The 22,648-nt window shown below is 72.8% G+C and carries 30 protein-coding genes and 2 pseudogenes; all 32 read right to left on the reverse strand.

Annotated features, from left to right (window positions below; all coding sequences use genetic code 11):
* Positions 1 to 129: 129 nt before the first annotated feature.
* The 32 genes and pseudogenes from ACIPLC_RS15710 to ACIPLC_RS15865 all read right to left on the reverse strand — a co-directional run bounded on the left by ACIPLC_RS15710 (position 130) and on the right by ACIPLC_RS15865 (position 22,638).
* A complete protein-coding gene (locus tag ACIPLC_RS15710; protein WP_400473519.1) occupies positions 130 to 792 on the reverse strand; it encodes a hypothetical protein in 663 nt (220 codons plus the stop codon).
* Between the two features lie 154 nt (positions 793 to 946).
* Positions 947 to 1,537: a hypothetical protein gene (locus ACIPLC_RS15715; RefSeq protein ID WP_400473520.1), complete on the reverse strand. Its 591-nt coding sequence runs from the start codon at positions 1,535 to 1,537 to the stop codon at positions 947 to 949.
* A gap of 212 nt (positions 1,538 to 1,749) precedes the next feature.
* Entirely contained in the window at positions 1,750 to 2,073 is a 324-nt protein-coding gene (locus ACIPLC_RS15720; protein ID WP_400473521.1) for a hypothetical protein, read from the reverse strand.
* Positions 2,074 to 2,181: 108 nt separating this feature from the next.
* The gene (locus ACIPLC_RS15725; RefSeq protein WP_400473522.1) at positions 2,182 to 2,853 is read right to left on the reverse strand and encodes a hypothetical protein; all 672 of its coding nucleotides are present in this window, start codon (positions 2,851 to 2,853) and stop codon (positions 2,182 to 2,184) included.
* A gap of 143 nt (positions 2,854 to 2,996) precedes the next feature.
* Positions 2,997 to 3,728 carry a hypothetical protein gene (locus ACIPLC_RS15730; RefSeq protein WP_400473523.1) on the reverse strand — a complete coding sequence of 244 codons (732 nt, stop codon included), beginning with the start codon at positions 3,726 to 3,728 and terminating at the stop codon, positions 2,997 to 2,999.
* Between the two features lie 8 nt (positions 3,729 to 3,736).
* Positions 3,737 to 4,297 carry a hypothetical protein gene (locus tag ACIPLC_RS15735; RefSeq protein ID WP_400473524.1) on the reverse strand — a complete coding sequence of 187 codons (561 nt, stop codon included), beginning with the start codon at positions 4,295 to 4,297 and terminating at the stop codon, positions 3,737 to 3,739.
* Between the two features lie 107 nt (positions 4,298 to 4,404).
* A pseudogene (locus ACIPLC_RS15740) lies at positions 4,405 to 4,731 on the reverse strand (DUF4259 domain-containing protein); the annotation flags it as partial.
* Between the two features lie 41 nt (positions 4,732 to 4,772).
* Complete coding sequence (locus tag ACIPLC_RS15745) at positions 4,773 to 5,561, reverse strand: hypothetical protein (RefSeq protein ID WP_400473525.1); 789 nt, start codon at positions 5,559 to 5,561, stop codon at positions 4,773 to 4,775.
* Between the two features lie 41 nt (positions 5,562 to 5,602).
* On the reverse strand, positions 5,603 to 6,307 hold the full coding sequence (locus ACIPLC_RS15750) for an HAD family hydrolase (RefSeq protein WP_400473526.1): 705 nt from the start codon (positions 6,305 to 6,307) through the stop codon (positions 5,603 to 5,605).
* Positions 6,308 to 6,331: 24 nt separating this feature from the next.
* Positions 6,332 to 7,525: an MFS transporter gene (locus tag ACIPLC_RS15755; RefSeq protein ID WP_400473527.1), complete on the reverse strand. Its 1,194-nt coding sequence runs from the start codon at positions 7,523 to 7,525 to the stop codon at positions 6,332 to 6,334.
* On the reverse strand, positions 7,519 to 7,977 hold the full coding sequence (locus ACIPLC_RS15760; protein ID WP_400473528.1) for a hypothetical protein: 459 nt from the start codon (positions 7,975 to 7,977) through the stop codon (positions 7,519 to 7,521). Before ACIPLC_RS15760 ends, ACIPLC_RS15755 begins: the two co-directional genes overlap by 7 nt.
* 60 nt (positions 7,978 to 8,037) lie before the next feature.
* A complete protein-coding gene (locus ACIPLC_RS15765; RefSeq protein WP_400473529.1) occupies positions 8,038 to 8,913 on the reverse strand; it encodes a winged helix-turn-helix transcriptional regulator in 876 nt (291 codons plus the stop codon).
* 45 nt (positions 8,914 to 8,958) lie between these two features.
* Positions 8,959 to 9,447, reverse strand: a complete 489-nt coding sequence (locus tag ACIPLC_RS15770; protein ID WP_400473530.1) for a hypothetical protein — start codon at positions 9,445 to 9,447, stop codon at positions 8,959 to 8,961.
* The gene (locus tag ACIPLC_RS15775) at positions 9,444 to 10,187 is read right to left on the reverse strand and encodes a hypothetical protein (RefSeq protein ID WP_400473531.1); all 744 of its coding nucleotides are present in this window, start codon (positions 10,185 to 10,187) and stop codon (positions 9,444 to 9,446) included. Before ACIPLC_RS15775 ends, ACIPLC_RS15770 begins: the two co-directional genes overlap by 4 nt.
* A 12-nt stretch (positions 10,188 to 10,199) precedes the next feature.
* Positions 10,200 to 10,778, reverse strand: coding sequence for a DUF4913 domain-containing protein (locus tag ACIPLC_RS15780; protein WP_400473532.1), 579 nt, complete (start codon positions 10,776 to 10,778; stop codon positions 10,200 to 10,202).
* Between the two features lie 96 nt (positions 10,779 to 10,874).
* Positions 10,875 to 11,039 carry a hypothetical protein gene (locus tag ACIPLC_RS15785; protein ID WP_400473533.1) on the reverse strand — a complete coding sequence of 55 codons (165 nt, stop codon included), beginning with the start codon at positions 11,037 to 11,039 and terminating at the stop codon, positions 10,875 to 10,877.
* Between the two features lie 549 nt (positions 11,040 to 11,588).
* Positions 11,589 to 11,939, reverse strand: a pseudogene (locus ACIPLC_RS15790) (DNA cytosine methyltransferase); the annotation flags it as partial.
* Complete coding sequence (locus ACIPLC_RS15795) at positions 11,926 to 12,117, reverse strand: hypothetical protein (RefSeq protein WP_400473534.1); 192 nt, start codon at positions 12,115 to 12,117, stop codon at positions 11,926 to 11,928. The gene ACIPLC_RS15795 and the pseudogene ACIPLC_RS15790, both read right to left, overlap by 14 nt.
* Before the next feature lie 113 nt (positions 12,118 to 12,230).
* Positions 12,231 to 12,722, reverse strand: a complete 492-nt coding sequence (locus ACIPLC_RS15800) for a hypothetical protein (protein WP_400473535.1) — start codon at positions 12,720 to 12,722, stop codon at positions 12,231 to 12,233.
* A 152-nt stretch (positions 12,723 to 12,874) separates the two neighbouring features.
* A complete protein-coding gene (locus tag ACIPLC_RS15805; protein WP_400473536.1) occupies positions 12,875 to 13,519 on the reverse strand; it encodes a hypothetical protein in 645 nt (214 codons plus the stop codon).
* Positions 13,516 to 14,109, reverse strand: coding sequence for a hypothetical protein (locus ACIPLC_RS15810; RefSeq protein ID WP_400473537.1), 594 nt, complete (start codon positions 14,107 to 14,109; stop codon positions 13,516 to 13,518). Before ACIPLC_RS15810 ends, ACIPLC_RS15805 begins: the two co-directional genes overlap by 4 nt.
* Positions 14,106 to 14,681 (reverse strand): hypothetical protein, encoded by a 576-nt coding sequence (locus tag ACIPLC_RS15815; RefSeq protein ID WP_400473538.1) that lies wholly within the window; start codon positions 14,679 to 14,681, stop codon positions 14,106 to 14,108. The genes ACIPLC_RS15810 and ACIPLC_RS15815 overlap by 4 nt, the downstream gene beginning before the upstream one ends.
* Positions 14,682 to 14,727: 46 nt before the next feature.
* Positions 14,728 to 15,900, reverse strand: a complete 1,173-nt coding sequence (locus ACIPLC_RS15820; protein ID WP_400473539.1) for a DnaB-like helicase N-terminal domain-containing protein — start codon at positions 15,898 to 15,900, stop codon at positions 14,728 to 14,730.
* Positions 15,897 to 16,070, reverse strand: a complete 174-nt coding sequence (locus tag ACIPLC_RS15825) for a hypothetical protein (RefSeq protein WP_400473540.1) — start codon at positions 16,068 to 16,070, stop codon at positions 15,897 to 15,899. The genes ACIPLC_RS15820 and ACIPLC_RS15825 overlap by 4 nt, the downstream gene beginning before the upstream one ends.
* Positions 16,071 to 16,258: 188 nt before the next feature.
* Positions 16,259 to 17,092 (reverse strand): hypothetical protein, encoded by an 834-nt coding sequence (locus ACIPLC_RS15830; RefSeq protein ID WP_400473576.1) that lies wholly within the window; start codon positions 17,090 to 17,092, stop codon positions 16,259 to 16,261.
* 62 nt (positions 17,093 to 17,154) lie between these two features.
* Positions 17,155 to 18,918, reverse strand: a complete 1,764-nt coding sequence (locus tag ACIPLC_RS15835) for a type IV secretory system conjugative DNA transfer family protein (protein ID WP_400473577.1) — start codon at positions 18,916 to 18,918, stop codon at positions 17,155 to 17,157.
* Between the two features lie 278 nt (positions 18,919 to 19,196).
* Positions 19,197 to 20,009 (reverse strand): hypothetical protein, encoded by an 813-nt coding sequence (locus tag ACIPLC_RS15840; protein WP_400473541.1) that lies wholly within the window; start codon positions 20,007 to 20,009, stop codon positions 19,197 to 19,199.
* Positions 19,942 to 20,805 (reverse strand): DUF317 domain-containing protein, encoded by an 864-nt coding sequence (locus tag ACIPLC_RS15845; RefSeq protein ID WP_400473542.1) that lies wholly within the window; start codon positions 20,803 to 20,805, stop codon positions 19,942 to 19,944. Before ACIPLC_RS15845 ends, ACIPLC_RS15840 begins: the two co-directional genes overlap by 68 nt.
* 12 nt (positions 20,806 to 20,817) lie before the next feature.
* On the reverse strand, positions 20,818 to 21,273 hold the full coding sequence (locus ACIPLC_RS15850; RefSeq protein ID WP_400473543.1) for a hypothetical protein: 456 nt from the start codon (positions 21,271 to 21,273) through the stop codon (positions 20,818 to 20,820).
* A 17-nt stretch (positions 21,274 to 21,290) separates the two neighbouring features.
* Complete coding sequence (locus ACIPLC_RS15855) at positions 21,291 to 21,674, reverse strand: hypothetical protein (protein WP_400473544.1); 384 nt, start codon at positions 21,672 to 21,674, stop codon at positions 21,291 to 21,293.
* 282 nt (positions 21,675 to 21,956) lie between these two features.
* Positions 21,957 to 22,247, reverse strand: coding sequence for a hypothetical protein (locus ACIPLC_RS15860; RefSeq protein ID WP_400473545.1), 291 nt, complete (start codon positions 22,245 to 22,247; stop codon positions 21,957 to 21,959).
* A gap of 133 nt (positions 22,248 to 22,380) precedes the next feature.
* Positions 22,381 to 22,638 carry a hypothetical protein gene (locus ACIPLC_RS15865; RefSeq protein WP_400473546.1) on the reverse strand — a complete coding sequence of 86 codons (258 nt, stop codon included), beginning with the start codon at positions 22,636 to 22,638 and terminating at the stop codon, positions 22,381 to 22,383.
* Positions 22,639 to 22,648 lie beyond the last annotated feature (10 nt).

A 22,648-nucleotide genomic window follows, 5' to 3' on the forward strand; every position in this document is an offset into this window, starting at 1 on the left:
TGAACGTCGCCAGGACCTGGTTGGTGTCGCTGTCGGGCAGGTGGGAGGTAGGCAAAAGGGAGAACTCCGAAGTGGTGAAGATGGCAACGGCGCGCCGTACGGGAATCCGGAGGTGGCGGTGCCGGCGGTTCAGCGGGTGGGACGGCGTCCGGCCGGGGGCGCGAGGGATGCGGCGGAGGAACTCGCATTGGGGCCAGTGGTGTTGATGGTGCTGTGCCGGGCCGCGCGGGTGCGGGCGGGCGCTGGAAGCGGCGCGGAGGTGTCCTGGGCCCAGGCGTAGGCGGCGTCCAGGCTCGCGAACTGGCCGTGGCGGACCGTGTAGGCGGCGTCGTTGTCGGGCCGCCGCCACACGAACACCTCCGCCGGAGCGGGGTCTGCGGACGACCGGGTGTCGGTGGCGATCACCCAGGTCTCGAAAGGTTCCTCGTGCTGGGTGTACGTCTCGTGGACCTCGAGGTGGTCACCGAAGGTGCGCAGGTAGTCCTCGATCCGCTTGGTCTCGGGATCGTTCGGCTCGGGCCAGTTGGAGGAGGGCTCCAAGACCCTGCTCGGGTCGGCGCCGCGGCCGACGAGCCAGCTCTGCGCCAGCGGGATCAGCGCCTCGGTGGTCATATCGGCGCGGATGGTTCCGGCTGCCTGGTCGCGCTCGAAGTGGACGCCGACGATCTGCGGTGCACCAGGGGAGTTGGCTGCATAGGCGTCGAGCAGGAGGTAGAAGTGGTGCCGCTCGTCGGGCTCGGACTGCCTCGCGATGATCCACAGCGAACTCTCCGGATCGAAGAGGCTGTTCAAGGCACGTGAGGACTCGGCGTCGGCCGACTCCAGGTCGTAGAGCTCGAGGTCGGAGTAGATGTCGTGGAAGGAGGCGATGTAGTACAGCAGTGCTCCAGAGGCTGGACGTTGGCGGACCGCGACGGGTCGGTGAAGGGCGCAGCCGCTCCCGACGTCAGAGGGCGGTGACGTCGGCGGAGAGGGCCTGGCGCAGCCGGGGCAAGGTCAACGCGGAGTCCAGGCGGCCGGCGGCGAAGAAGACCGGCTTGCCTCCGGTACCGGTGTCGCCGGGGCGGGCGAGGCTGTAGCCGACGGCGCTGCCTGCGGCGTCGGTGCGCCAGCGCACGAGCACGCCGCGGGCGGCCAGCGCTTCGGCGTAGCCGTCCACGGTGGTGGCCTCCTGCAGGGCCTGGCGCATCTGCCGTTGGAGCCAGACGCGGGAGGGCTCGGCCCAGCCGTGCTGCTCGGCCTTGATGATCTCGGCGGTGGTCGGGTAGCTGGTGGTGAGACCTTCGTCCTGGCCGACCGGCCGCAGACCCCAATCGGCTTCGATCGCCAGGCATTCGGCCTGGGCGCGCACCGCGGCGCGGTGCATCCCGGGCCGGGAGCCGTCCGGCAGCACGGTGACGCCGGCGAGGTGGATGTGGTGCTCGGAGTCGGTGGCGTGGGCTATGCGCCGGGCCACCGTCGCCCACTGCCAGTCGGACAGCCAGGGGTCCTCCGGGGCGGTGCGCAACGAGCAGTGCCACACCCTGCTGGGCGGCATCGCGCCGAGTTCGGCGGCGCGCAGGCGAGCGTGCTGGTCGAGCCGGGCCGCGAGGTGGCTCAGGTCGGCAGTGTGGTCGCGGCCGGGGTCGGGGGCGCCGTGAAGGTCCCAGGCGGCGACGAGGTGCGGGTCGTGGTGCTCCTCGCGGCGGCCGGGGCCGTAGAGGTAGGCGAGCAGCGGGCGGATGCTGTTGCCCGTCGAGACGTCGGGGATCAGGACGCCTCCAGGACGGCGTCGAGGGCGAGGTACGTGTGCGCGGCGACGGCGGGCAGCACTGCGAGAGCGGCCTGCCGGGCCGGGCCGTCGTCGGCCTCCCGGGCTGCTGCGACCGCCGTGTTCAGCACGCCGGCCACGCGGTCGAGAGCCTCGACGAGGGGGCGCCGCGGATCGCTGTCCGGCCGGCACAGCGGATCGCTGGACTGTGCGGCGGCCAGGGCGGCGTTGCCGACGAACCCGGCCACGGTGAGGCGCTCGGCGCAGGCGCGTTCGTGGATCACGGCGGCTGCGGCGGGCGTGAACCGCACCGTGGTCTGCACGCTGCGGCGGTCCGCGGTCCGCGGACGGCGCCGTTGGTCCGGGCCGGGCTGGCTCGGGGGCTGTCGTTCGGGGGGATGGGGATACGGGTCCTTCCAGGGAGGTTGGCGTCAGCGGCTCTTCGGTCGTGGGGTACGGCCGTCGGCGGCGTTCGGCACGGGCGTGGGGGTGGAGGATCGCGGGGGCGAGAGCGTGACCGCGGCCGTTCCTGCGGCCAGCGCCCCGGCGGCGCGGGTGCTGGGAGGGGCGACCAGCAGCGGTGGCAGGGGGTTGTCGTCCTCGCCCACCCGCTGGGTCCACTCCCACGCCGCCGCGGTCGTGGGGAAGCCGCCTTCGCGCAGGCTGTACGAGCCGCCCGGCAGGTCGAGGTCCTCGTAGAGCACCCGTACGGGCTGCTGGCCGGGCTCGGGCGCGGTGTCCTTGACGATGATCCACGTCTTGTAGAAGTCGTACTCGTCGTAGGTGTATTGATTGACGACCTGGAAGCGCTCGCCGGAGCGGGCCAGGAACGCCTCCAGGTCCCGGGTGGCCCGGTCGGTGTCCAGCGGGTCCTCGATCTCGGGGACCAGGTGGGCCGGGTCCGCGCCGCGGGAGGCCAGCCAGTTCTGGGCGAGCGCGACGATGGAGTGGCGGGCATAGTCGAATCGGTAGGTCGCGGCGGCGAGATCGCGCTGGATGTGGACGCCCACGTGGTGCGGGGAACCGGGTATGTCCCAGGTCATGGTGCGGTCGTACGCGAGGTAGTAGCTGTCCGTGACGAGATGACTGTGGGGCGTCGTCACGTGCTGGGCGGCGAGCAGCTGGAGGTCGTGCGGGGAGATCGGGAACCTGTCGTGCAGCGCCTCGTTGCGGGCGTCGACCGGTTTGAGGCCGTCGACACCGTAGTCGAGGACTGTGAGCGGGGTGGGAATGTTGGTCCTTCCGGTCAGCGGCGTGGTCCCGGGCGGTCCGCGGCGGGCCCCGAGGCCGGCGGCGGGGGCTGGGGCTGGGAGAGGTTGCTGCCGGCGGGGAGGGTGCGGGCGGCGGCGGCCTGGGAACGCGTGGCGGTGTCCAGGTGCTGGCCGTACCAGGAAGCGAGGTTGTCGTGGACGCCCACGAGCAGGCTGCCGGCCGGGGTGGTCCGCAGGGCTCCGTCCGGTAGTCGGTCGACGAGCTGTTGCTGCACGAGGACGTCCAGCTGGTCGGGTAGTTGGGCACGGGCCGCCGCGGTCATCGGGCGGGCGAGGTCCTCCCGTGTGGCCGCCCCGTCGCGCAGCCGGTCGAGGACGGTGGCCGTGAGCGGGTGCGCGCCCAAGCGAAGGACCTCCTCGACCGCGACAACGGTGTGCTGCTCGGTGGCAAGAGCTCGGCGGTACCTCACCGCCCAGCTGTACGCGGTGAGGAAGACGGACCACAGCTCCTTCGCGGCCGGCGTGGCCTCTGGGCCGGCCGCAGTCGTGCGAAGCAGACCGCCCTGCTCCAAGCGGTCGCGGTGCCAGGCGACTTCGCCGGGGTCCATGCCGTTGGCCGGATCGCCGAGCGTGTTCCGCAGGTACTTCTGGTCTTCGGCGTCGCGCTCGGTGAGCCGGACGGACAGCAGGGTGCGGACGGCCCCGGTCGGCGCGAGCAGGTCGAGGGCTTGGGTGACGCGCGCGTCACGGCTGGCGGTTGGGGGCACGAGGGTCCTTACGGGTGGAGCGGACGGTGAGGGGCCAGCAGGACGCCCGCGGCCGGTACGGCAGTTGGCGTGCCGGTGAGCCTGGTCGTGCTGCGTGCGCGGGCCGCCGTCTCGCGAGAGGGCGCGGCGGGGGCCTCGGCGGCGGCGCGTTCGTAGCGGGCGACCAGGTTCTGGAGCTCCTGGCGGGCGAGGTCGAAGCGGGCGCCCAGGGTCTCCAGCTCGACGCCGGTGAACCGCAGGACGCCGTTGCCCTGGACGCTGCTGTGGTTGCCCTGGACGATCGGCGCGAGGGCCTCGGCGGCGCGGGAGGCCACCGCGCGCAGTTCGCGGTCGAGGGTGTCTACCTCGCCGGCCTGGCGTTCGACCAGCTCGGCGAGCGCGTGTGCCGCGGTCGCCTCGGAGGGCCGGTCGCGCAGGTCCCAGACCTCGTCGACACCGAGCCGCCCTTGGACGAACTGCTGGCCGGCGAACACTCGGCGCTGGCGGCGGGGGGCTTCGGTCGTGCTGGCCTCGGGTTGCGTCGGGGCCTGTTGAGGAATCGGAGCCACCACGCTTGGGGTGGTCGCCATCGGGCCTGCGGACGTGTAGTTGATGACGGGTGGTGGTTCGTCCTGGATGGCGAGGCGCCCTTCGCACGGTTGAACCAGTGACCGACCTCCGCGTCGGCGTGCACGAGGATGCGGTCGAGGGCGGCCACCGCCTTGGGCCTGAGCTCGGGCGGCAGGGTCGGGACCGACTCCCGCGGGCCGCTGGCCAGGTCGATCCCGGTGCCGGCAGGGAGCTGGGAGGCGATCACGGCCGCGGCGGCGATGACCTCCCGCGAAAGGGCCACGTCGAGTTCACCCTGCGGCGCGCAGGCGGCGGTGTCGAAGAGGCGGTGGAGGAACGGGGGCACTTCTTCGGGGAAGAGGCTGTCGAAACGCTCGGCGATTCCGATCGCGTCGTCGTTGTGGAACGGGCCGGTGTCCCAGCTTCCGATGAGAGGACCTTCCTGGTAGCGGATCGGGGATCACGGCCGCTGCCCGGACAGCGGCCCGGAGCCGGTCAGCCGCGAGAGCGGCTGCGGGGCGGGGACACCGCGACACCGGTGCCGGCGAGCTCGGGTGTTGCCTCGCCCACGTTGCCGGTCGGCCGGGTCCGGGCGGCGGCAGCGCGCCCGCCCGCCGCCAGCAGCGCCTCGTACTGGGTCTGCCCGGTGGGGGTGAGGTCGAGCTTGTGGCCCTCGTGCTGACCCTCCGCCGGGTAGCTCCCCACGAGCTTCTTGTCGATCAGTTCGTTGACCGTGGCGACGCTGACGGTGCCAGGGGCGAGGACGCGAAGCCTGCTGCTGGCAAGGCCCCGGTAGATGGTGACGCTGCCATCGCCGATGGCCTGCAGGGCCGTCTTCTGGCGGGCGGTCAATGCGCCCTGCGAGGGTTGGTTTGACCTGGTTCGACTGGTCGTTTCTGTGGCGCGCGTGGGCGTTGGCTCCGGAGTTGGGACGAAGGCGGGGAGCGTCTTGTAGACGTCGATGAGCGCGGTGAGGGACTGGTGCAGTTCGGTGCGGCGGGTGACGAGGAGGTCGATGTCGAGGCCGCTGGTGCGCAGGATGCCGTTGGTGACCGGGAGGTTGGCGTCGTGGCCGGCGGCGACGCGCTGGAGGTCGCTACTTAGGGAGGTGGCGAGTTCGACGATGCGGTTCTGCACGTGGTCGAGCGTGCTCGCGGTGGTGGCGATCTGGTCGGCGACGGCCCCGTGAGGGGTGTCGGAGCCATGGCCGGGCACGTCGCGGACGCGCTCGACCTGCAACTCGGTCCACACCAGGCGGGTGCCCAGGTCGGTGTTCCCGGGCACCTGCGGCTTCCAGTTCGCGATGGGACGTCCGCTGAGCGTGCTCACGCGGCAGCCAGCTGCTGCTCGGTGATGAGCGCGATGCCCAGGGCGACGGCTTCCTGGAGCGTGTCCACCAGGGGGACGCCGGCGGTGGCGAGGCGGGCGGCGCCGTGCAGTCCACCGGTGTGCAGGACGGGGACGGCTCCGACCGCCCGGGCGGCGACCGCGTCGTCGACGCTGTCGCCGATCACCAGGGTGCGGGCCGGGTCGACCCACGGGCCCAGAGCCTGAAGGTGAGCGGCCATCGCCGGGGCCTTGCTCGGCACGGACGGTCCGGGGCGGCCGTCGACCCGCTCCAGCAGCCCGGTGATGCCAGCCTGGCCGACCTCGGTGACGAGCCGCTCGTGCGGCGCGAGCGACAGCAGGCTCTGGCGAACTCCCCGGGCTCGCAGTCCCATCATCAGCTGCCGGGCGCCGGGCTGGAGCCGCACCGGTCGGCGGTTGAGTTCGGCGAGGAACGCGGTGTCGGCGGCGTGCCACTCCTCGTCGTCGAGCGCGCGGCCGAGAACGTCGGTGTAGAAGTCGCGGATCGGCATCCGGTGGAGCGCCTGGTAGGTCTCGACGGTGATCGGCTCGGTCCGGCCGAGGGCGGGCAGGGTCGCGTTGAGGGCCGCGACGTGATCGGCGAGGTCGGCCCGCAGGGTGCCGTTCCAGTCCCAGACGATGGTGATCGGCGCCGACGTGGAGGAAGCGGTGCGGTGGTGCAAGAAGTCCAGCTCCAGAGGAAGAGGTCAGGTAAGGGAGAGACGCCGTCGGCCGGCGCCGAGCGTGGCGGCGGCCAGGGCGGCGCCGAGCAGCGGAACGGCCGCCGTGGCGCTGTGGCCGAAGGCCGAGAGCTGTCCGGCCATGGCGGCGCCCGCCGCTTGGCCGAGGCCGATCACCGAGATCAGCCACGCGGCGGCCTCGGTGGCCGTTCCGCTCGGCGCGAGGGTGTCGCAGGTGAGGAAGGCGCAGGCCAGCCACGGGGCGAGGAACAGTCCGGGCAGGATGCTCGTCGCGACCGCGAGCCACGGCGGCTCGGGCACGAGGAGAGCGGCGAACGCGCAGGCGTACCCGACGCCAACCGCGAGCAGCGCCTTGCCGGTTGGCCACGGCTGCCGGAGCCTGGCCCACGCGGTGCCGCCGATCAGGCTGCCGAGCGACAGCGCGGCCGGCAGCAGGCCGGCGAGCCACCCCTCGTGGTGCCGGTCGGCGACGCCGAGGGCCAGCACGGGGAACGAGCCGAGCGTCACCCCGAAGAACAGCGCCGCGGACAGCAGGACGAGTAGACCCCGCGAGCGCAGCGGCCCGAGCCAGTGCACCGGCCTCGCCGCGGTCCGAACCCGGGCCGGGCGGCGCACGGCGACGGCAGTGGTTCCCGCGACGGTGGTCACCGCGCAGGCGGCCAACGCCCCATGGGCGGAGGGGAGCTGGCACATCGCGGTGGCGAGCAGGGGGCCTGCGACGAACACCAGCTCCTGGGAGGCGGAGTCGAGCGCGAACACCCGGTGGTGGTCGGACGGGTCGACCAGGCGCGTCCACATCGCCCGAAGTCCGGCCTCCAGAGGCGGGGTTGCCAGACCCGCGACGGCGGCCAGCACGGCGGTGGCGAGCGGCTGGGCGGCGAAGTCCACGACAGTCAGCGCGGTGAACGCGGCTCCGGAGACCGCGGCTGCGGCGGGCGCCACGACGGCCAGGCTGGTGCGGTCGACGGCTCGCCCGAGCAGCGGCTGGCCCACCGCGCCGGCCAGCGCGAACAGAGCGGCCAGGATGGCGCCGAGCGCGGTGGAGGCGTGGTCGGCACGGGCAGCGAGGAGAAGGCCGAGGGGGGCCATCGAGGACGGCAGCCGCCCGACGAGGGTGCCCGCGAGCAGCGGGGCGACGTTCGGGGTCCGCAGGATCGACCGGCCGGCAGCCGGTGGCCTGGTGGACGCCGAGGTCAGCAAGGGCAGGGCCCGCCGGCCAGGAGCGAGCGCAGCTCGACCGTGCGCTGCACCGCGACGCTGACCAGGGCGGCGGCGCGCATGCGGGCGGCCCGCGCCAGGTTGAAGCGGGTGTCCGCGTCGCAGTCCGGCTTCGCCATCTCCTCCCGCGCGGTGGCCAGCGCCCCCAGCGCGGATGTGAGGTGCTGGGCGGAGGCGCCGACGGCCTCGATGCAGTGGCGCGCCGTGCAGAGCGGCAGATCGTCGGCCGCGGTCACCTGCGGCAAGAACATCGCCAGCGTGACGTGGGAGCACTCGATCGCCAGCTCATGGGCGAAAAGCATGGTGTCGAGATCGCTGGCCCTGAGCGGCAGTTCGAGCGTGGTGGCGGTGTCCGCCAGCAGGGCGACGTCCTCGTCGAGGAGGTCGACCAGCTGCTCGCGCAGCTTCGGGGCGGCACCGGACGGCATGGGCACGGAGGGCAAGATGATGAACCTCGGAGTAGGCGGGGAGGACTGATCGGCGTCGGACCCGGGTCAGCGCGAGCGTGCCGCGGCGGTGACGAGGAGGGACGCGGGCTGGGGCCCGGGAGCGTGGGAGAAGGTGAGCTCCAGGGTGACGCCGCGCAGTACGGCGGCCGACGCGCGGACGGCCAGCGGCCGTTCCGGGGCCTGGGGCGCGGAGTAGGAGGCGGTGCGGGCCGGGCTCGCCACCACGACAGCGCTGGTGCTGGCGGCGGCCAGCGCGGTGTCGGCCCGCACCGGGGCCGCTGCGGACACCTGGTGCTCGGCGGTCCAGTCCGACAGTTCGCCGTACACCCGGCCGAGAGCGTTGCCGGCTTCGCCGAGGTCCCACCGGTAGGAGCGGCGCGTACCGCTGCGGACGACCAGGCCGCGCTCCTCCAGGGTGAGGAGGCGCTGGTAGGCGGCGGCCTTGTCCCGGGCACTGAGGGAGGCGACCATCTGCGGGTAGGCCAGTCCGTCGTTCTGGCCCAGCGCGGTGAGCAGCGGGAGCGCGTGCGAGCCGGCCAGCAGCCCCAGCGTCTCCTCGATCATCTCCGGGGCCTGCGCGGCCGGTGCGCCGGGCTTGGGGTAGCGCCGGGCCCAGGCGAGGGCGGTGGTGTAGAGCGGCGTCAGGGCCTGGCCGGCCGGGGAGAGGGCGAGGTCGTAGCGGCCGGACCCGGCGGGGGTGCGGGTGATGACCCCGGCGCCGGCTAGGGAGCGGGACGCCGAGTAGAGGCTGCTCACCGGCACGATCGGGTCGGCCGCCAGGAGATCTCCGGCGGTCATCGGTCCCCGCCGCAGCGCGTGAACGACCCGCGTGGCCCACCGGGTGGAGAGGACCTCGGCGGTGTGGTGCACGTCGTTGTCGAGGTTCTGCGGAGTGGCGGTCGTGGTGACGGTCGAGGACATGCGGAGATCTCCGATCGGGCTTTCGGCTGGGTGGGTCGGGCGGGTTCAGCGCTGGCGTGCGGCGGGAGAGAGGGCGACGGCGGGCGCGGCCGTGCTCGTGGTGGCGGCGGCCTGGGCCGGGGAGGGGCGGGAGGAGGAGGCGAGGGCGGCCTGGAAGCGGGCCGGCAATCCGCGCCCCGCCTCCTGGACGGCGGCCTGCCGCAGGCGGCGGGCCGCGGTCTCGTAGACCGCGACCCCCCGGCGCTCACCTACGGCGACCAGGTGGATGCCCAGCAGATGGCGGGGGTTGTGCGGTGCCCGGCGCTCGGTGTAGACGAGCCGGTAGGCCATCGCGTCGTCCAGGTAGATCTTCCTGGCGCCCCGCAGGTCGCGCTCGCCCTGCTCTTCCAGGAGGGGGCCGCGTACCTCGGCCTTCACCAGCCGGTCGAGGTAGCTCAGCGCCAGCGTCCGCACGTGGCCCGGCACCGTCAGCAGATCGGCCAGCGCCTCCGGGTGGGCGCTGAAGCCGGGCAGTGGCCGGGCGGGTGCGATCACCGCACGGCCCTGCGCGAGACCACCGACGCCCCGGTGAGGACCGCCGCAGGTTCCTGGGCGGTGGCGCGCTGGCCGGCGCCGGTGGTGCGGGCGCGGGCGGCGCTGGCCTGGGGGCTGACGACGACGCTCACCTCGTCACCGACGACGGGTGGAAGCGGGGTGCGCCGGCTCTCCAGCCACTGCTGGACCTCCTGAGGGCTGCTGAAGCTGCCCTCGCGCAGGGTGTACCCGCGCTGGTGGTGGGCGGACTCCAGCTGAAGGAGGAAGGGGCGTTCGGCGCTGACGGCGGCGTTGTCGCGCAGCAGTGCCCAGGTCTCGCCGTACTCGATGCCGTGCTCGACGAGTTGGTAGCGGGAGCCGGACTCCACGATCCGGGCGGCGGCTGCCGCGCTGCGGGCATCGGCCGGGGCACCGGCACCGCGGGCATGCTGGAGGAACTGTTGCGGGTCGGCGCCGTGCTGGACGAGCCAGGCCGCGCCGGCGGCGAAGGTGGGTGCGGGCTCGGCGGCGAGGGTGAAGGTCTTGTCGTCCTCGTTGTGGTGAAGGTGTGCCGCGACGGCGGGCATCCCCCACTCGTTGTAGCCCTCGAACAGGAAGAAGTTGTCGCTGCCGCCGAGAGCGTCGGGCACGGTGCTCTCGCTGAGCAGCTCGTACGAGCCCTCGGCGGCCAGGAGGTGGACCTGGGCTTCGGCGGAGTCAGCGTCCGCGGGGCGGCGGCCGGGCAGGTTGAAGTCGGGCAAGGTCGGGTCCGATCAGGCAGCAAGGGGGAGAGCGGGCGGGGTGGGGTCGGTCAGGGCGGGGTGCGGCAGCAGGCGGTGGCTGATGTGGTCGCCGCTGGAGGTGCAGGCCGCGAACGGACCGTCCGCGCTGCGAAGCTTCGTCAGCGCGGGCTCGAGGTGGTCGCGCTGCCACGAACTGGGGCCGGCGGCCCCCGACTCGGGGTCGATCGCGGCCTGCCAGGCCAGCCACAGGGCGTGTAGCCTCGCCACCGCCTCGGGGTGCTCCTTCCAGCGGGGGCACCAAGGCTTGCCGGCCGTGGTCTCGGGCCCGTAGATCTTGGTGAAGATCTCGTCTACCCATGGGGTCATCAGCTCCAATTCCTTGAGGTACTGCGGGTCGTCGAAGGCGAGGATGAACAGCGGCTCGCCGCCGGCCGGGGCGTCCGGATCGTCGACGTCCTCCGGGGGGAGGGCGGTGGTCATGCTGGCCAGCTGCTCGGCCTGGAGGTCGAAGCCCGCCGCGAGCTCGGCGAGCCGCGCCGTCAGGACGTCGATCTGGGCGTTGGTGTAGCCGGCCGGTGCGGAGTCCGGGTCGGGCTCGGGAGTGGTCAAAAGGGCGGGTGCCTCTCGTCGGCGGGTGATGACACGAGGATCTGCGCTCGACGGCTCGCTCCAGCGAGCCGGACTTGGTGTATAAGCACGCCAGGCTCACCGCCGCCCGCAGCAGCGGGCAGCGGCGAGCAGGGCCGGGGCGTCGAGCAACTCCAAGGCTGCGCATGCCTGTTGGGGGACGACCCCGTTGCCCAGGGCGGTCAACTGGGCGGAGCGGGACAGGCCCGGAACGCCGGTGACGTGGCCGGAATCGAGGCCCATGATCCACTCGACGAACCGCGGGTCGAGTCGGCCGCGCTCGTTGGTCGGCTCCGGCGCGGGGCGGGTGGCGCGCTCCCAGCGGGCGATGGCCGGCCCGTACGGGCCCCACCGGTTCAGCCCGTGGCGCTCGGCTCCCAGATCGGCAGGATCACGTGGGACAGCGGCGGGAGGGAGGTCGGCTCGGTGCGGCGGCCCGGCTTCTGCGGGGCCGGGTGCAGCTGCGCTGTCGCGGAGGGGAGCGTGAGATCCCCCTTCGAGCCACGGCTGTTGGGTCCGCCGTGCGTGCCGTCGCTCGCCTTCGGAGTCGGGAGAAGGTGTTCCACCTCGTCGCTCAGATTCGGGCCGTGCCCGCCCTCGCGCCTGCGGTCCGGGTGCTGGCTGCCCCCGATCGCACCCAAATTGGAGGTCGGGGTCTTGAGCAGCGTGACCGTGTGCCCGAGGTCCTCGCGTTTCGGGTCCGGTCCCTTCGCATCGCGCGCCTTCGGCGTCGGCAGGCCAGGCGGTGAGGAAAAGTCGCTCCCGCCGGTGGGGCGCACCGACGTCGGCGGCGCGTAGCACCGTCCATCGCGCATCCATCCCGAGGTCGGCCAGGGTTCCGAGAACCGCGCCGAGTGCCCGCAGAGCAGGCTCACCTCCGCCGTCTCCCAGATCGCACCAGCCGCATTCCAGGTCGCCATCGGCTGGCGTCCCAGCGGGCGCGGAGAGGATTCCGCGGACGTTTTCAATGATCACCATTTCCGGCTTGAGGACGTCGATCGCGCGGGCGATGGTGTGCCACAGTCCGGAGCGGGTGCCCTCGACGAGCCCGGCGCGCTTGCCGGCCACGCTCAGGTCCTGACAGGGGAAGCCCGCCGTCAGGACGTCGATCGGCTCGACCCTGCTCCAGTCAACTGTGCTGATATCGCCGTGATTTGGCGTCTCTGGGCCAGTGGTGGGCGAGGATCGCGGCGGCGTTGGGGTTCATCTCGGCGTGCCACACGACGTGGCCGCCGAGGGCGGCCTGGACGCCCATGTCCAGCCCTCCGTAGCCGGAGCACATGCTGCCGATCCGAGGGGGCTGGTGGACGTGCCGGGTCATCGGCGTGTCCCGGAGATGGCGCGGGCAGCGGAGGCCGGAGAGGAGGTTGCCGGAGAGGAGACGTCGACGGACAGGGACAGGGCGGGGCTCCTGACGGGGCGGAGGTGGGAGGGTCAGCGCCGGGGCTTGGCGGCGGTGCGGGGAAGGGCGGCGACCGGCGGCGGTTCCGCGGCGGGGCGGCGACGGAGCGCCGCGCGGAGTCGGCCGGTGAAGGAACGGGCAGCGTTCGCGCGGGAGGCTGTCTGCGAGTGCTGGGACTCGCCGGAGGTGGGGAGTTGCTCGGCCGTCGCGCGCAGTTCCCGTGCCGAGACAGCCAGTTGGGCGGACGCTTCGTGATAGAGGTCGGCCGGCCGGTGGCTGTTGGGATCGGGGATGGCCCAGACGTTCGCACTCATCGCGACGTTGAAGAGCGCCACCAGGTGCCGCTCGGCCGTCGCGACCCGGTTGGTCGCACCGGCCAGGGCGATGGCGGTGCGGCGCGCCGCGGTGGTCGCCGTCGGGTCCAGCGCGATGCTCGGTGCGTACTCGGTGGCGGCGTTGACCGTGGCGATCTGGACCTCCTGCAGCGCCACCAGGTGGCCGCGGACATCCAGGACGTCCGGCACCTCGCTGAAGGACGGGGCGAACGGGCCCGGCAGAGCGGCGGCTACCGCTTCGATCCGCTGGGCGGCCAGCAGCAGGCGCTGCTGGTGGTCGTCGATGGTGACGGTGGGCGCGGTGGCCTCCGATCGTCGGGCCGGACGGGCCGGCGTGGTGGTCAGGTGCGGCGCAGCGGAACGACCGTTGCGGGCGGGGAACTCGGTGCCGTGGGCGAAGGGGCCTCGGCGGGCGGGGAGACCAGGACGAGGGCGGGCGAGCGGCGAAGAGCGGCGTCCACACGGCGCTCGCTCTCCCCGGCGGCGGGCGGCCGGCCTGCGGGCGGCGCCGCCGTGGGCCTGCGGGCAGCGAGGCTGGTGACCTGGGAGGGGACGGCGGCGACTGTGGCGGCGTCGGCCAGCGCCTGCGCCGTCTCGCGCACCGTGCGCCGGACCGTGGCGAGCGCGTGCCGGACGCTGGTCTGCGCCTCGGGGCCCGGTGCCGGGTCGGCGAGCAGGGACGCCGCCCGGGCCAGGCCGGCCTGTGCGAGGGCGAGGGCTGAGGTGGTGGCGGTGAAGACGCCGAGGCCGGCGTCGGGGCGCGCGCTCGTCGACCGGAAGAACACCTCGTCGAGCGGGGCCGCGACCAGCTCGTGCAGGCGCACCATCGGCCAAGCCAGGTCCCGCACTTCGGGCAGCGGCTCGTGCGGCGCCGGTACGGGGATCGCCTGCTCGAAAGCGCTCAGCTGCTCGGAGAGCGAGAGCAGGGCATCCAGGTCGGCCTGGCCGAGCCCGGCCACTGTGGGAGGCAGGGGGTTGCCGGTCAACCGCGCCTCCTGGGCGGAGAGGAGACGACGGGTGAACCGATCACCGGCGCCGCCGCAGCAGGGCTCGGCCGGCTCTGGCCGGGCGGGAGCCGCCCGGCGAAGGCGAGCACCGCCTCGGCTCCCTGCGCCGCGCACCGGTCGGCGCTGTCCAGCGCGGCGGCGGCGTGCTCGGCACGGCGAAGGCGCAGCGCCTCGGCGGGGCTGCCCGGCCGCGCCGGCGGAGACTGCGCGTACTTGATCGAGAGGTCGAGGGCCGCGCCCAGGTGCCGGTGGACGGTGGCCGCGTGGCTCATCGCGACCTCGTACGCCCCGGCCAGTGGGGCCGCGGACGGGTTGTCGGCCGGCTGGCGCCCGTAGTGCTCGGCGTTGTCGCCGCAGTGCCGGATGAACGCCTGCGCTTGGCGGGCCTGGTCCAGCAGGGCGCTGCGGTCGGGGACGCCGGGAGCCGGACCGGACGGGGTGACGGTGGCGTTGTGTCCCAGGGCGCGCAGCATTCCCGCGACCGTCTCCAGGTCGCCTCGGTAGTCGGCGGCCGAGTTGGACAGGGCGCCGCCGAAGGTGGCTGGGCCGGCGGTGGCGAGCGGCCTCATCGGCGCCGTCCCGGGAGGGTGGCGAGCTGCTGCCCGACCGGAACTGGGGGCGAGGTGACCGTGCGGGCACTCCGGCCGGCGGTGGTTCGGGCGGTGGCGGCCAGGGCCCGCGGAGCTGGACCGTGCGTGAGAGCGGCGGCGGGGCCGCTGAGCACCCGGGCGTCGCGGCGCAGGTTCTCGGCCGCGCTGTTCAGCGCCAGCCGAGTCCGGGACAGCGCCACGTTCAGCTGCTGGGTAGCGCGGTCGCGGACCTCGTCGGCGCGCGGGCCGCCGAGGCCGTCGACCTCGTAGAGCCGGCCGGCCATCGCGGTGGCCCGGCCGATCGCGCCGAGCGCCTCGCCCAGCTGCGCGCCGGCCGTCGCCAGGGAGCGCACCGTGATCCGGTCGGCGGTCGGGGCGTGCGGGTGGTGCAGTGCGGTGGCGACGTGCAGCAGGTCGTCCTGGCAGTCGCGCAGGGTGCTGGTGTGCTCGGCCAGTTCTTCCAGTCCCGGGAGCCCCTCCTCGCGGTAGGCGCGCGGGAGTTCGGCCTCGAGGTGGTTGATGGTATCGGCCGCCGAGTGGAGTCGGTCCACGGACTGGGCACGGGGGGTGGTGGGGGGCAGTGTGGTTCTCCGGTGGTCAGCGTCGGGATCGTACGGTGGTCTCGCCCGTGCGGTCGGCAGGCCGGGCGGCTGGGGAGGGCGGCGGAGTGGGGCTTCGGCTCAGAGCTGCTCCCTTGCGCCGGGCGGCGCCGAGGACCACCGGTCCGGTGCGCTCGGTGGGGGGCGCCGTCGCGGAGCGGAGCCGTTCCTGCACGCGGTCGGCGGGGGCGAGGGCCCGCACGGCCGAACCGAGCAGCGGCCCGGCGGCGATGGAGGCGTCCAGCGCCATCACCCGCACGATGCCGGCCGAGGTGGCCGCCGCCCGCAGCAGCGCGGCCCGAAGGACGCGCTCCGCCCAGTAGCCGGGATCGCCCGGAAAGCCCTCCGCGCACAGGTCGCGGACCTCGGCCACCGTGATCACCCCGGCGGCCAGGGCGCCGCGCCGCTGCACCTCCCACAGCACCGTCAACTCGTCTACCGGTTCGCGCCGGTGCGCGAGCGCGGCCATGGCGCTGAAGATCGCGCGGTGGCCGGTGTCGACGAAGTCCTCGGCCTTGAGCCAGGAGGCGGTCCGCGGGATCTGCTCCGTGGAGCTGATCAGGCTGGACAGCAGCATCTGCTCGTCGTGCCGGGCGGCCTCGGCCGCCTTGGCGGCGGCAGGCCGCGTGGGCGGGGTGGGCAGCGGCCGGGGAGAGCGCTGGTCGATCGCCCCCCAGGCATCGGCCAGCCGCGCGATCACGGTGTGCAGCGCGCCGGTCAGCTCGACGGCGGCCTCGACCGCCTCGGTCTCCGCGGCATGCAGCAGGCGGTGAGCGTGTTCCTCCAGCGCCCGCCGCACCGCCGTCTCCAAGACCATCCGCCCGTAAGAGGCGGCGTGCGCAGGCCTCGGGCAGGCAGCGACCAGCGTGTGGCCGTAGCTCGCGCTGAACCCGGGGACCTCCCGGGTGGCCGTGGTGATCGCCGTGATGGCCCAATCCGCCTTCGCCTCAGCCTCGGCATCGGCGTCCGGGGCGAGGGCGAGGGCCGGGTGGACGGCGGCGTGCTGGGCGAGCAGGATCGCGAAGAAGCTCTCGTGCGCGGGGCGGTAGAAGTGCCGGGGCTCCAGCCACTCCTTCAACAGGGTGAGCTGGGCCGGGTCGAGCAGGCACGCTCCGAGTACTGCCTGCTCGGCCTCCAGCTGCGGGCTCATGTCCCGGTTGACCGGCGTCACTCGGGCACCGCCTCCTCGCGCGGTCGGTCCGGGGCCAGCAGGGCGCGCAGCTGGTCCAGGTCCTCGACGAGCGCCTCGTCGCGAATCCGGACCCGGCCGGCGCCCACCGACAGGTGCCAGCCCCCGTCGGCCCGGGTGACCGGCAGAAAGTCGATGGCGTTCTCAGTCATGTCAACTCCGTTGCGCAGAAGGCGGGATGATGGGATCACAGGGCTCGGCCCGCAGCGCGCGGCGGCGCGTAGTAGCAGGAGAAACCTCGTGGAGTCGACCGGCCGTACTGCTCCTGGCGCTGGCCGCAGCCGAGCGGCGTGCTATCGGTGCAGCCGATCGGCGGCAGGCCAGCTGGGCGGGTGGGACGTCAGGCGGCATCGCCTCGGCAGGAGAAGGGCGAGCAGCCGGCATCCGAGCCGTTCTCCAGCTCCTCCTCGTCCAGTTCCAGCCGCAGCTGCTGGGCACGGGCCTCTGCCCGAGTGAGCTTGTCGATCGGCGCCAGGTCGAGCGGAAGCCGGGAGCGATGCAGATACGCTTGCCCCAGCAACGGCCTTCCATCGGCATTCGCCCTGGCATTTCCAGCCCGGATCGCGGCATCGAACTCCACGACGTCCGCCCACTCCTCTGGCGAGTTGTCACGGATCTCCCGCCACTGGGCATTTCCATGGAATGGGCAACCGAGACAGCTGCTCTTGGGAGTCGACCCCCATCCGTGCTCGGCAAGCAGCTTGAGGCAATCATCCCGTGACATTCCGAGATCCAGCAGAGGAAAGGTGTGGCGCGTGTACTTGACATCGGAATCCTTCGCCCGATGAAACTCGTCCGTGCTGATGCCGATCCACTGCTCGGCGTACAAGCCGCGGGGAACCCTCGCCGGATGCGGGTACCCGAGTATCTGGCGAACCTGACGCTTTATCGGCTTGATCTTATATTCGCCCGTACATTGGCGCCGCGTCATTCCCGGACTGCCATCCTGGTTGAGGATATACAGCGGCATCGACGCAAATCGGTGCGCCGGGTCTAGCGCGTCCTCGCGGATATTTCCGGAGGATACCCGAAGGACCGGTATGTTCGCTGACCGGGCAATCCTGCGCTCGACCTCATCCAGGTGAAGATAGACCTTGGAAGGCTCCCATCCAGTGTCCGAGAAAATGGCGTAATCGAGCTTCGGGAGTTCGCCCAGCGCTGACAGCAAAAGCAATGTCGTGGATTGCACGCCGGCGCCTAGAGAAAGGATTCGAGTGGCCGCTTCGGTGGTGTAGTTCATGCGGTGCCACCGGCCTTGGCCATTGCGCGCTCGGTGATCAGGGCGGTCTGGCGGGAGGAGGCCGCCCCCACTTCGGCGGCGCCGGGCTCCTTGTACCAGGGGCGCAGGTTCACCAGTGCGGGACGCAGGCCGGTTGCAAAGAGGAGAGCGGTCCCCTTTTTCAGGGCACGGATCTGGTCGGGCGGGAGAATTCGCTCCTGGCGCATGCTGACTGAGGTGGACCGACCCGATTCCGACGTGGAATGCGAAACCGTCTCCACGTCATGATCGCCGACCAGGCGCGACAGCTTGTCAGCGAAATCGGCGTCGTCAATTCCCGAGCCCACCAGCTTGATGGTCGCCGCGCTCCACATCGCGTCCATGCCCGCCTCGCCCCAGACTTTCTGGCCCTGGCGGTAACTCTGGAGAATGGTGATCGGAATGACGCCACGCGACCCCAGATGGGAATAGAGGTCGGGCAGGTCTCCGATTTTGCAAACATTTGCGGCCTCGTCCAGAATCGCCAGGAGGGGCGGGTCCAAACGGCCTCCGGCGCGTTCGGCCTCGATGACGGCCGTGCGCATTACGGAGTCGGCCGCGGCGGCGATCAGCGCGCTCGCAGAGCCTCCGCCATCCTTCGAGAGAAGGAAAAGCGAGTCCTTGCGGGTGACGAATTCCTCCGGCTTAAACTCCGGCAGGTCGGAATTCGGTGTGACCCACTTCGAGATCTGCGGGTCCAGGAGGCAGGCCGCATACTGACGGGCGGTCTCGTAAATTCCGTCACGAGTTTCTACCGCACCGGACACCGTTCCCTGGAGCTGGTCGGCGATGGCGATCATTCGGTGGTCGCGGAGAATGTCGACCGGGGTGCGGTCGCTCGGCACCGCAAGCCACTTGAGGACATCCGTGATCGGCCGGCGGTCGCAGCCTGCCGCCAGGAACAAGGCGCAGAGCGTGTTCTGTGCGGCGGTGCTCCAGAAATCGCCCTGGGAGGATTCGTCGACAGCAGCGGCGACGAAATGACCTGCCAACCGCCGTGCGCCCGGGAGGTCCTTCGCGTCGGCGAGGATGTCCCACCACATCCCCTGCGGGGTGTGGGCGATCTGCTGCGGGTCCATGGTCCAGACCCGCCCGACCTCGGAGCGCGCTTCCAGGCACGCCGTGTAGGCGTCCCGGGCCGCCTTGTTCGAGGTGAGCAAGACGGGGCCGGGGGCGCGCAGGATTGCGGGGACGGCGATGCTGGTGGTCTTGCCGGAGCGCGGCGCCATGATCGCGACCGCGACGTCCTCCCAATTCGACCGGACTTCAGGGCCGTTGGGAGCGAGGTCGCCGAGCAGGATGCCGGTGTCGTCCGGGCTGATCTCGCGTGGCTTGGCCTTGGAGAGGCTGGGGCGCAGGTCGCGCGCCTTGGCGGTGATCTCCGCCGGCAGCAGCGGGGCGAGGTCGCTGCGGCCGGCGAGGCCGGTGGGCTGGCTGCGGTGCTTGGACCACAGCAGCAGGCCGGTCGCGGTGAGGGCGAGGGAGATCAGCGCCGGGGCGATTCGGGTGCTGATCAGCAGGAGGAGCGAGCTGAGCTGGGGGAAGAGCCGGTCGGGGTGCAGAGCGGCGTCGACCGGCCGGTACGGGGCCCACGGGGCGGCGGTGGTCGCGGTGGTGGCGGCGTTGCCGCCGACCCAGGCGAGGGAGCCGAAGACGGCAACCGCGATGCCCGCGCCGATGAGCGCGTACAGAAGAGCGTCCGAACCAGGGCTAGCAGAGGGTGATTTGGGGGAGGCGGGCAGAAGTGCGGTCCTTGCAGGGGGTGGTGGCCTGCCGGGCAGGAGGCGCGCAGCGGCAGGGGCCCGGAGCGGGCGGGGAGCGGGCGGCGATCACTGCGGGACGGAAGCCCGAGACGTGGGTGATCAGCCCGGTGGCCGGCGGGTGGTCAGCCGGCGGGTACGGCGTGCTCAGCGACGGGCAGCGGGTGCCTTGGTCGGGCGGGTCGTTGGAGCGGTGCCGGGTTCGGTGTCGAGCCGGCGGACGAGTTGGACCGGCTCGGTCGCGTCCGAGCCGGGGCGGGTCACCGTGCCGCTCCGCGGGCGGAGGCGGCGGCCGGCGTCGGCGCGGTGCTCGTGGTGGAGGTGGTCGGGCTGCCGGGCGGCGAAGTGCGGGTGCGCGCGGCGATGGCGCGGGGTGCGGCCGGCTGGTCGGTGGGCTCGTCGGGCTCGTCGGGCTGGGCCAGCTCCGCCTGGGCGATGAGGTAGCCCGCGGTGGTGAGCTGGGCGCTGGCGTCGTGCAGCGCGGTGGCCATGGGCGGTCGGGCGGGCAGGAGGTCCGCCTCGGCGATGGTGTCGAGGCGCTGAGAGGCGGTGTCCAGAAACGCGGTGAGCCGCTCGAGCAGTCCGGTCTCGGGGTCCATCACCGCGACGACGGCGGAGGAGAGGTCCTCGACGGTCTCTGCCCTGTGCACCTGAGCGGTGGCCGCCACCAGCCGGGACTGCATATAGGACAAGTCCCGTCCACGAAAGGCGATTTCTGTATGCCGACGTGGGAGCGGAGGGACGACCCGGGTGGTGTATCCGGCGTCGGTGAGGAGCTGAACGGCGAGGCGGATGCGCTGGTTGACGTCGCCGAAGCCGGCGTCCTCCGCGGTGAAGATTGGACCGAGGCCCTCGTTGTAGAACCCCGCACGGGCGAGGAGCACCCGGCTGGCCATGTCGGGGGCTTCGGCCCAGGCGCTGCCGGTGGTGGAGGAGCCCTCGCGCAGGGGGAAGCGGGCGAAGAGGATCTGGTGGGGCGGTTCGGGCAGGGGGCTTCCTTCCTGGTCAGCGGCGTGGGTGGCCTTGGTTCGGGTGGCGGGGGTCGAGCGTGGCCATCTCGGCCTCGAAAGCACGGAACTGGTTGGAGCTCCTCGACGGCGGCAGGGTGCGGATGGTGGCCGCGGTACGGGTGGCGGTGCTGATCTGGGCGTGCGCGCGGACGACGGGCGCGGGGTCGGCGATGGAGGAGGTGAGCATGTTCAGGTAGCGCACGGGGGTGGCAGCGGACAGGGTCGCCGTCCACTGGTCCTGCCAGGCTGGGCCGAAGGTGCAGTCGATCTGCCAGGGGCCGACGCCTTCGCCGAAGAGGTGGTCCGGCTTGAGGGTGTGGACGAGCGATGCCTTGCCGTCCGGTGAGGTGAGGCGGATGCCGTCGACGACGGTGGCGACGGCGCCTTCGGTGCCGGGCCACGCCACGGAGACGGTGCCGGTGGCCGGGTCCGCGATGCGAAGCTCGGTCAGGTCGGACGGAGTCCAGCCGGCCTTGAGGAGGGGGCGCCACGCGGTGCTCGGGTGACCGGGCCACTCAGCGACGATCTCCTCGGGCGCCAGGTACCGGTCGGCGGCCAGGGCCTGGACGAGCGCCCCGACGATCTCGGCAGGGGTCTCCTTGGTGAAGGTGGCCTGCCACCTCGGCCGCTCGTCGCCGGGCCTGTCGCGGACGCTGATCTTCCACAGGTGGAAGACGGCCATTTGGCAGAGGACTTCGATCCTGCCGCACGGGCTGGTGGCCGCTATGCGGTTCCCGTAGGGGTTGTTCTCGTACGGCCAGCCGTGTACGTGGACGACGGGCTGGAGTACGCGGCCGATTTCCCCGGCGCCCGCCAGGTAGCGCGGGTGGACGAGGAACTCGTCCGGGGTGCTGGGCATGGATCTCCGGGGTCAGCGGTGGGGAGGTTCGACGATGCGGGGGTGCGGCGGAGGTGCCGAAGCCGGGGCGAGGTGCACCGAGGCACCGGTGCCGGCCGCCCGCAGCGCCGGGGACTGGGCGGTGGCGGCCCGGCTGCGGGTGGTCTCGTCCGCGGCCTCGGCGATGGCGTCGGAGGTGGCGGCGGTGCGGAAGGCGGCGGTGGTGATGGCGGTGGCCTGGGTGAGCAGCGGCTCCCACAGCGGTGGGCGGTCACCGTACTCCTGGGCGACCTGACGGCCGATCTCGGTGATCGTGCCCGCGAGTTGGTGGGCGGTTCCGGGCATCAGCGTCAGTCCCTGGAGGACCTCGGCCGCCTCGTGAGCCGTCAGGAAGGGGGCGAGGTCGGTGATCTCGGCGAGGGCCCGGCCGGCGCGGGCGATGGCGTCGTTGGCGACGTCGATGGTCCTGGTGGTGCGGGTCTCGGGCAACGGGCGGGGGCCTCTTTCTACGGGCGCCGGCCGGTGCGGGCCGTGGCGGTGGTGGCGGGCGGGTGGGCGGGGAGGAGGCCGGGGCGCTGGCCGGTGCTGCCGGCCAGCGCCGCGCGGGAGCGTCCGTGGAGGCCGGCGCTGCGGGTCTCGGCGAGGTGGCACACCGCCAGGGCCAGGGATCGGTCGCGGCCGGTGTCCGCCACCGTGCCGTCGGGCCGGGCCAGCGGGGCGACGAGCCGGACCTCGTGCTCGCCGACCCGCAGTAGCGCCCACCGGCAGGCGGCCGGGTCGTCCTCGGGGGCGATCCCGGTGGCGGCCAGGATGCGCCGCGCCGTCAGGCGGAAGTGGTGCTCGGCCGGGGCGGCGGTGTCGGGATCGGTGCGCAGAGTGCACTGCCACACCAACCGGGTGCGCAGGGCCGAGGCCGGGTGATCGGCAGTCGGCAGGTGCGCGGCCAGCTCCGCCCCGAACGCCTCCAGCTCCGGGGCGGGCAGGTCCTCGACCGGGCGCCAGGCGTCGATCAGGCGGGGGCGGGCGCGGTGGAGGGCAGCGGCTGCGGCGATGGCGGCGAGCAGGTCGGCGGTGGAGGCGTACCGCGAGATCGTCGGGTGCAGGTCAGCGTCCGCGAGTGGGAGCAGCCGGTGGGGCAGCGGGCGGTGCGGTGCCGGGGCGGCGGCTGGCTGTCACGGGCCGCCCGGTTCGTCGAAGGCGAGCATGGTCTCCTCGACCGTGAGGGACAGTTCCCACAGCTGGTCGAGCGCCTTCTGGCCCAGCTTGTATGCCGGGCTGCAGTGGCAGGGGGTGACAGCGATGGCTCCCAGCAGGCTCTTGAGCGCTCCGAAGACGCTGGTGTCGTCCACGGAGTTCAGCTCGCGCAGAATGCGCTGGGCTTGCTTCTCGGAGTAGGTCGACTGGAGCTGCTCCGTCAGATTCTGCAGGTGGCCGGCGGCGAGGGTGACGTCGGAGTTGGTCAAATAGTGCTCCAGTTCAGGGAGTTCGGAATGCGCCGGGGCCTGATGTGCTGGCCCGGTCGGGTCGGGCCTTGTGCCGGTGCCGACGAGGTCGACTGCGGTGGCCTCGGAGGTCGAGGCCCTCACGGCCTCGCGTTCAGTTCGGGTTCTCGTTCACGCGGTCGGCGCTGGTGGCGGCGGCGGCCAGTTCGGGCAGGTCGGCCGGCGCGCTCTCGCGCTGATCGATCCACCAGGACGCCTTGTCCAGCGTGCGCAGCTGCTGCTCGATGGCCAGCCAGGCCTCCTCGGCGAGCACGCCCTCGACCACTAGGGCCTCGTAGGCGGCGGTCACCAGCTGGTGCCGGCAGCGCTCACCCCAGGCGATGGCACGCTCGGGGCCTTCCAGCGGGGGCATCTCGAAACGG

The sequence above is a fragment of the Kitasatospora sp. NPDC086801 genome (assembly GCF_044745805.1).
Classification (GTDB): Bacteria; Actinomycetota; Actinomycetes; order Streptomycetales; family Streptomycetaceae; genus Kitasatospora.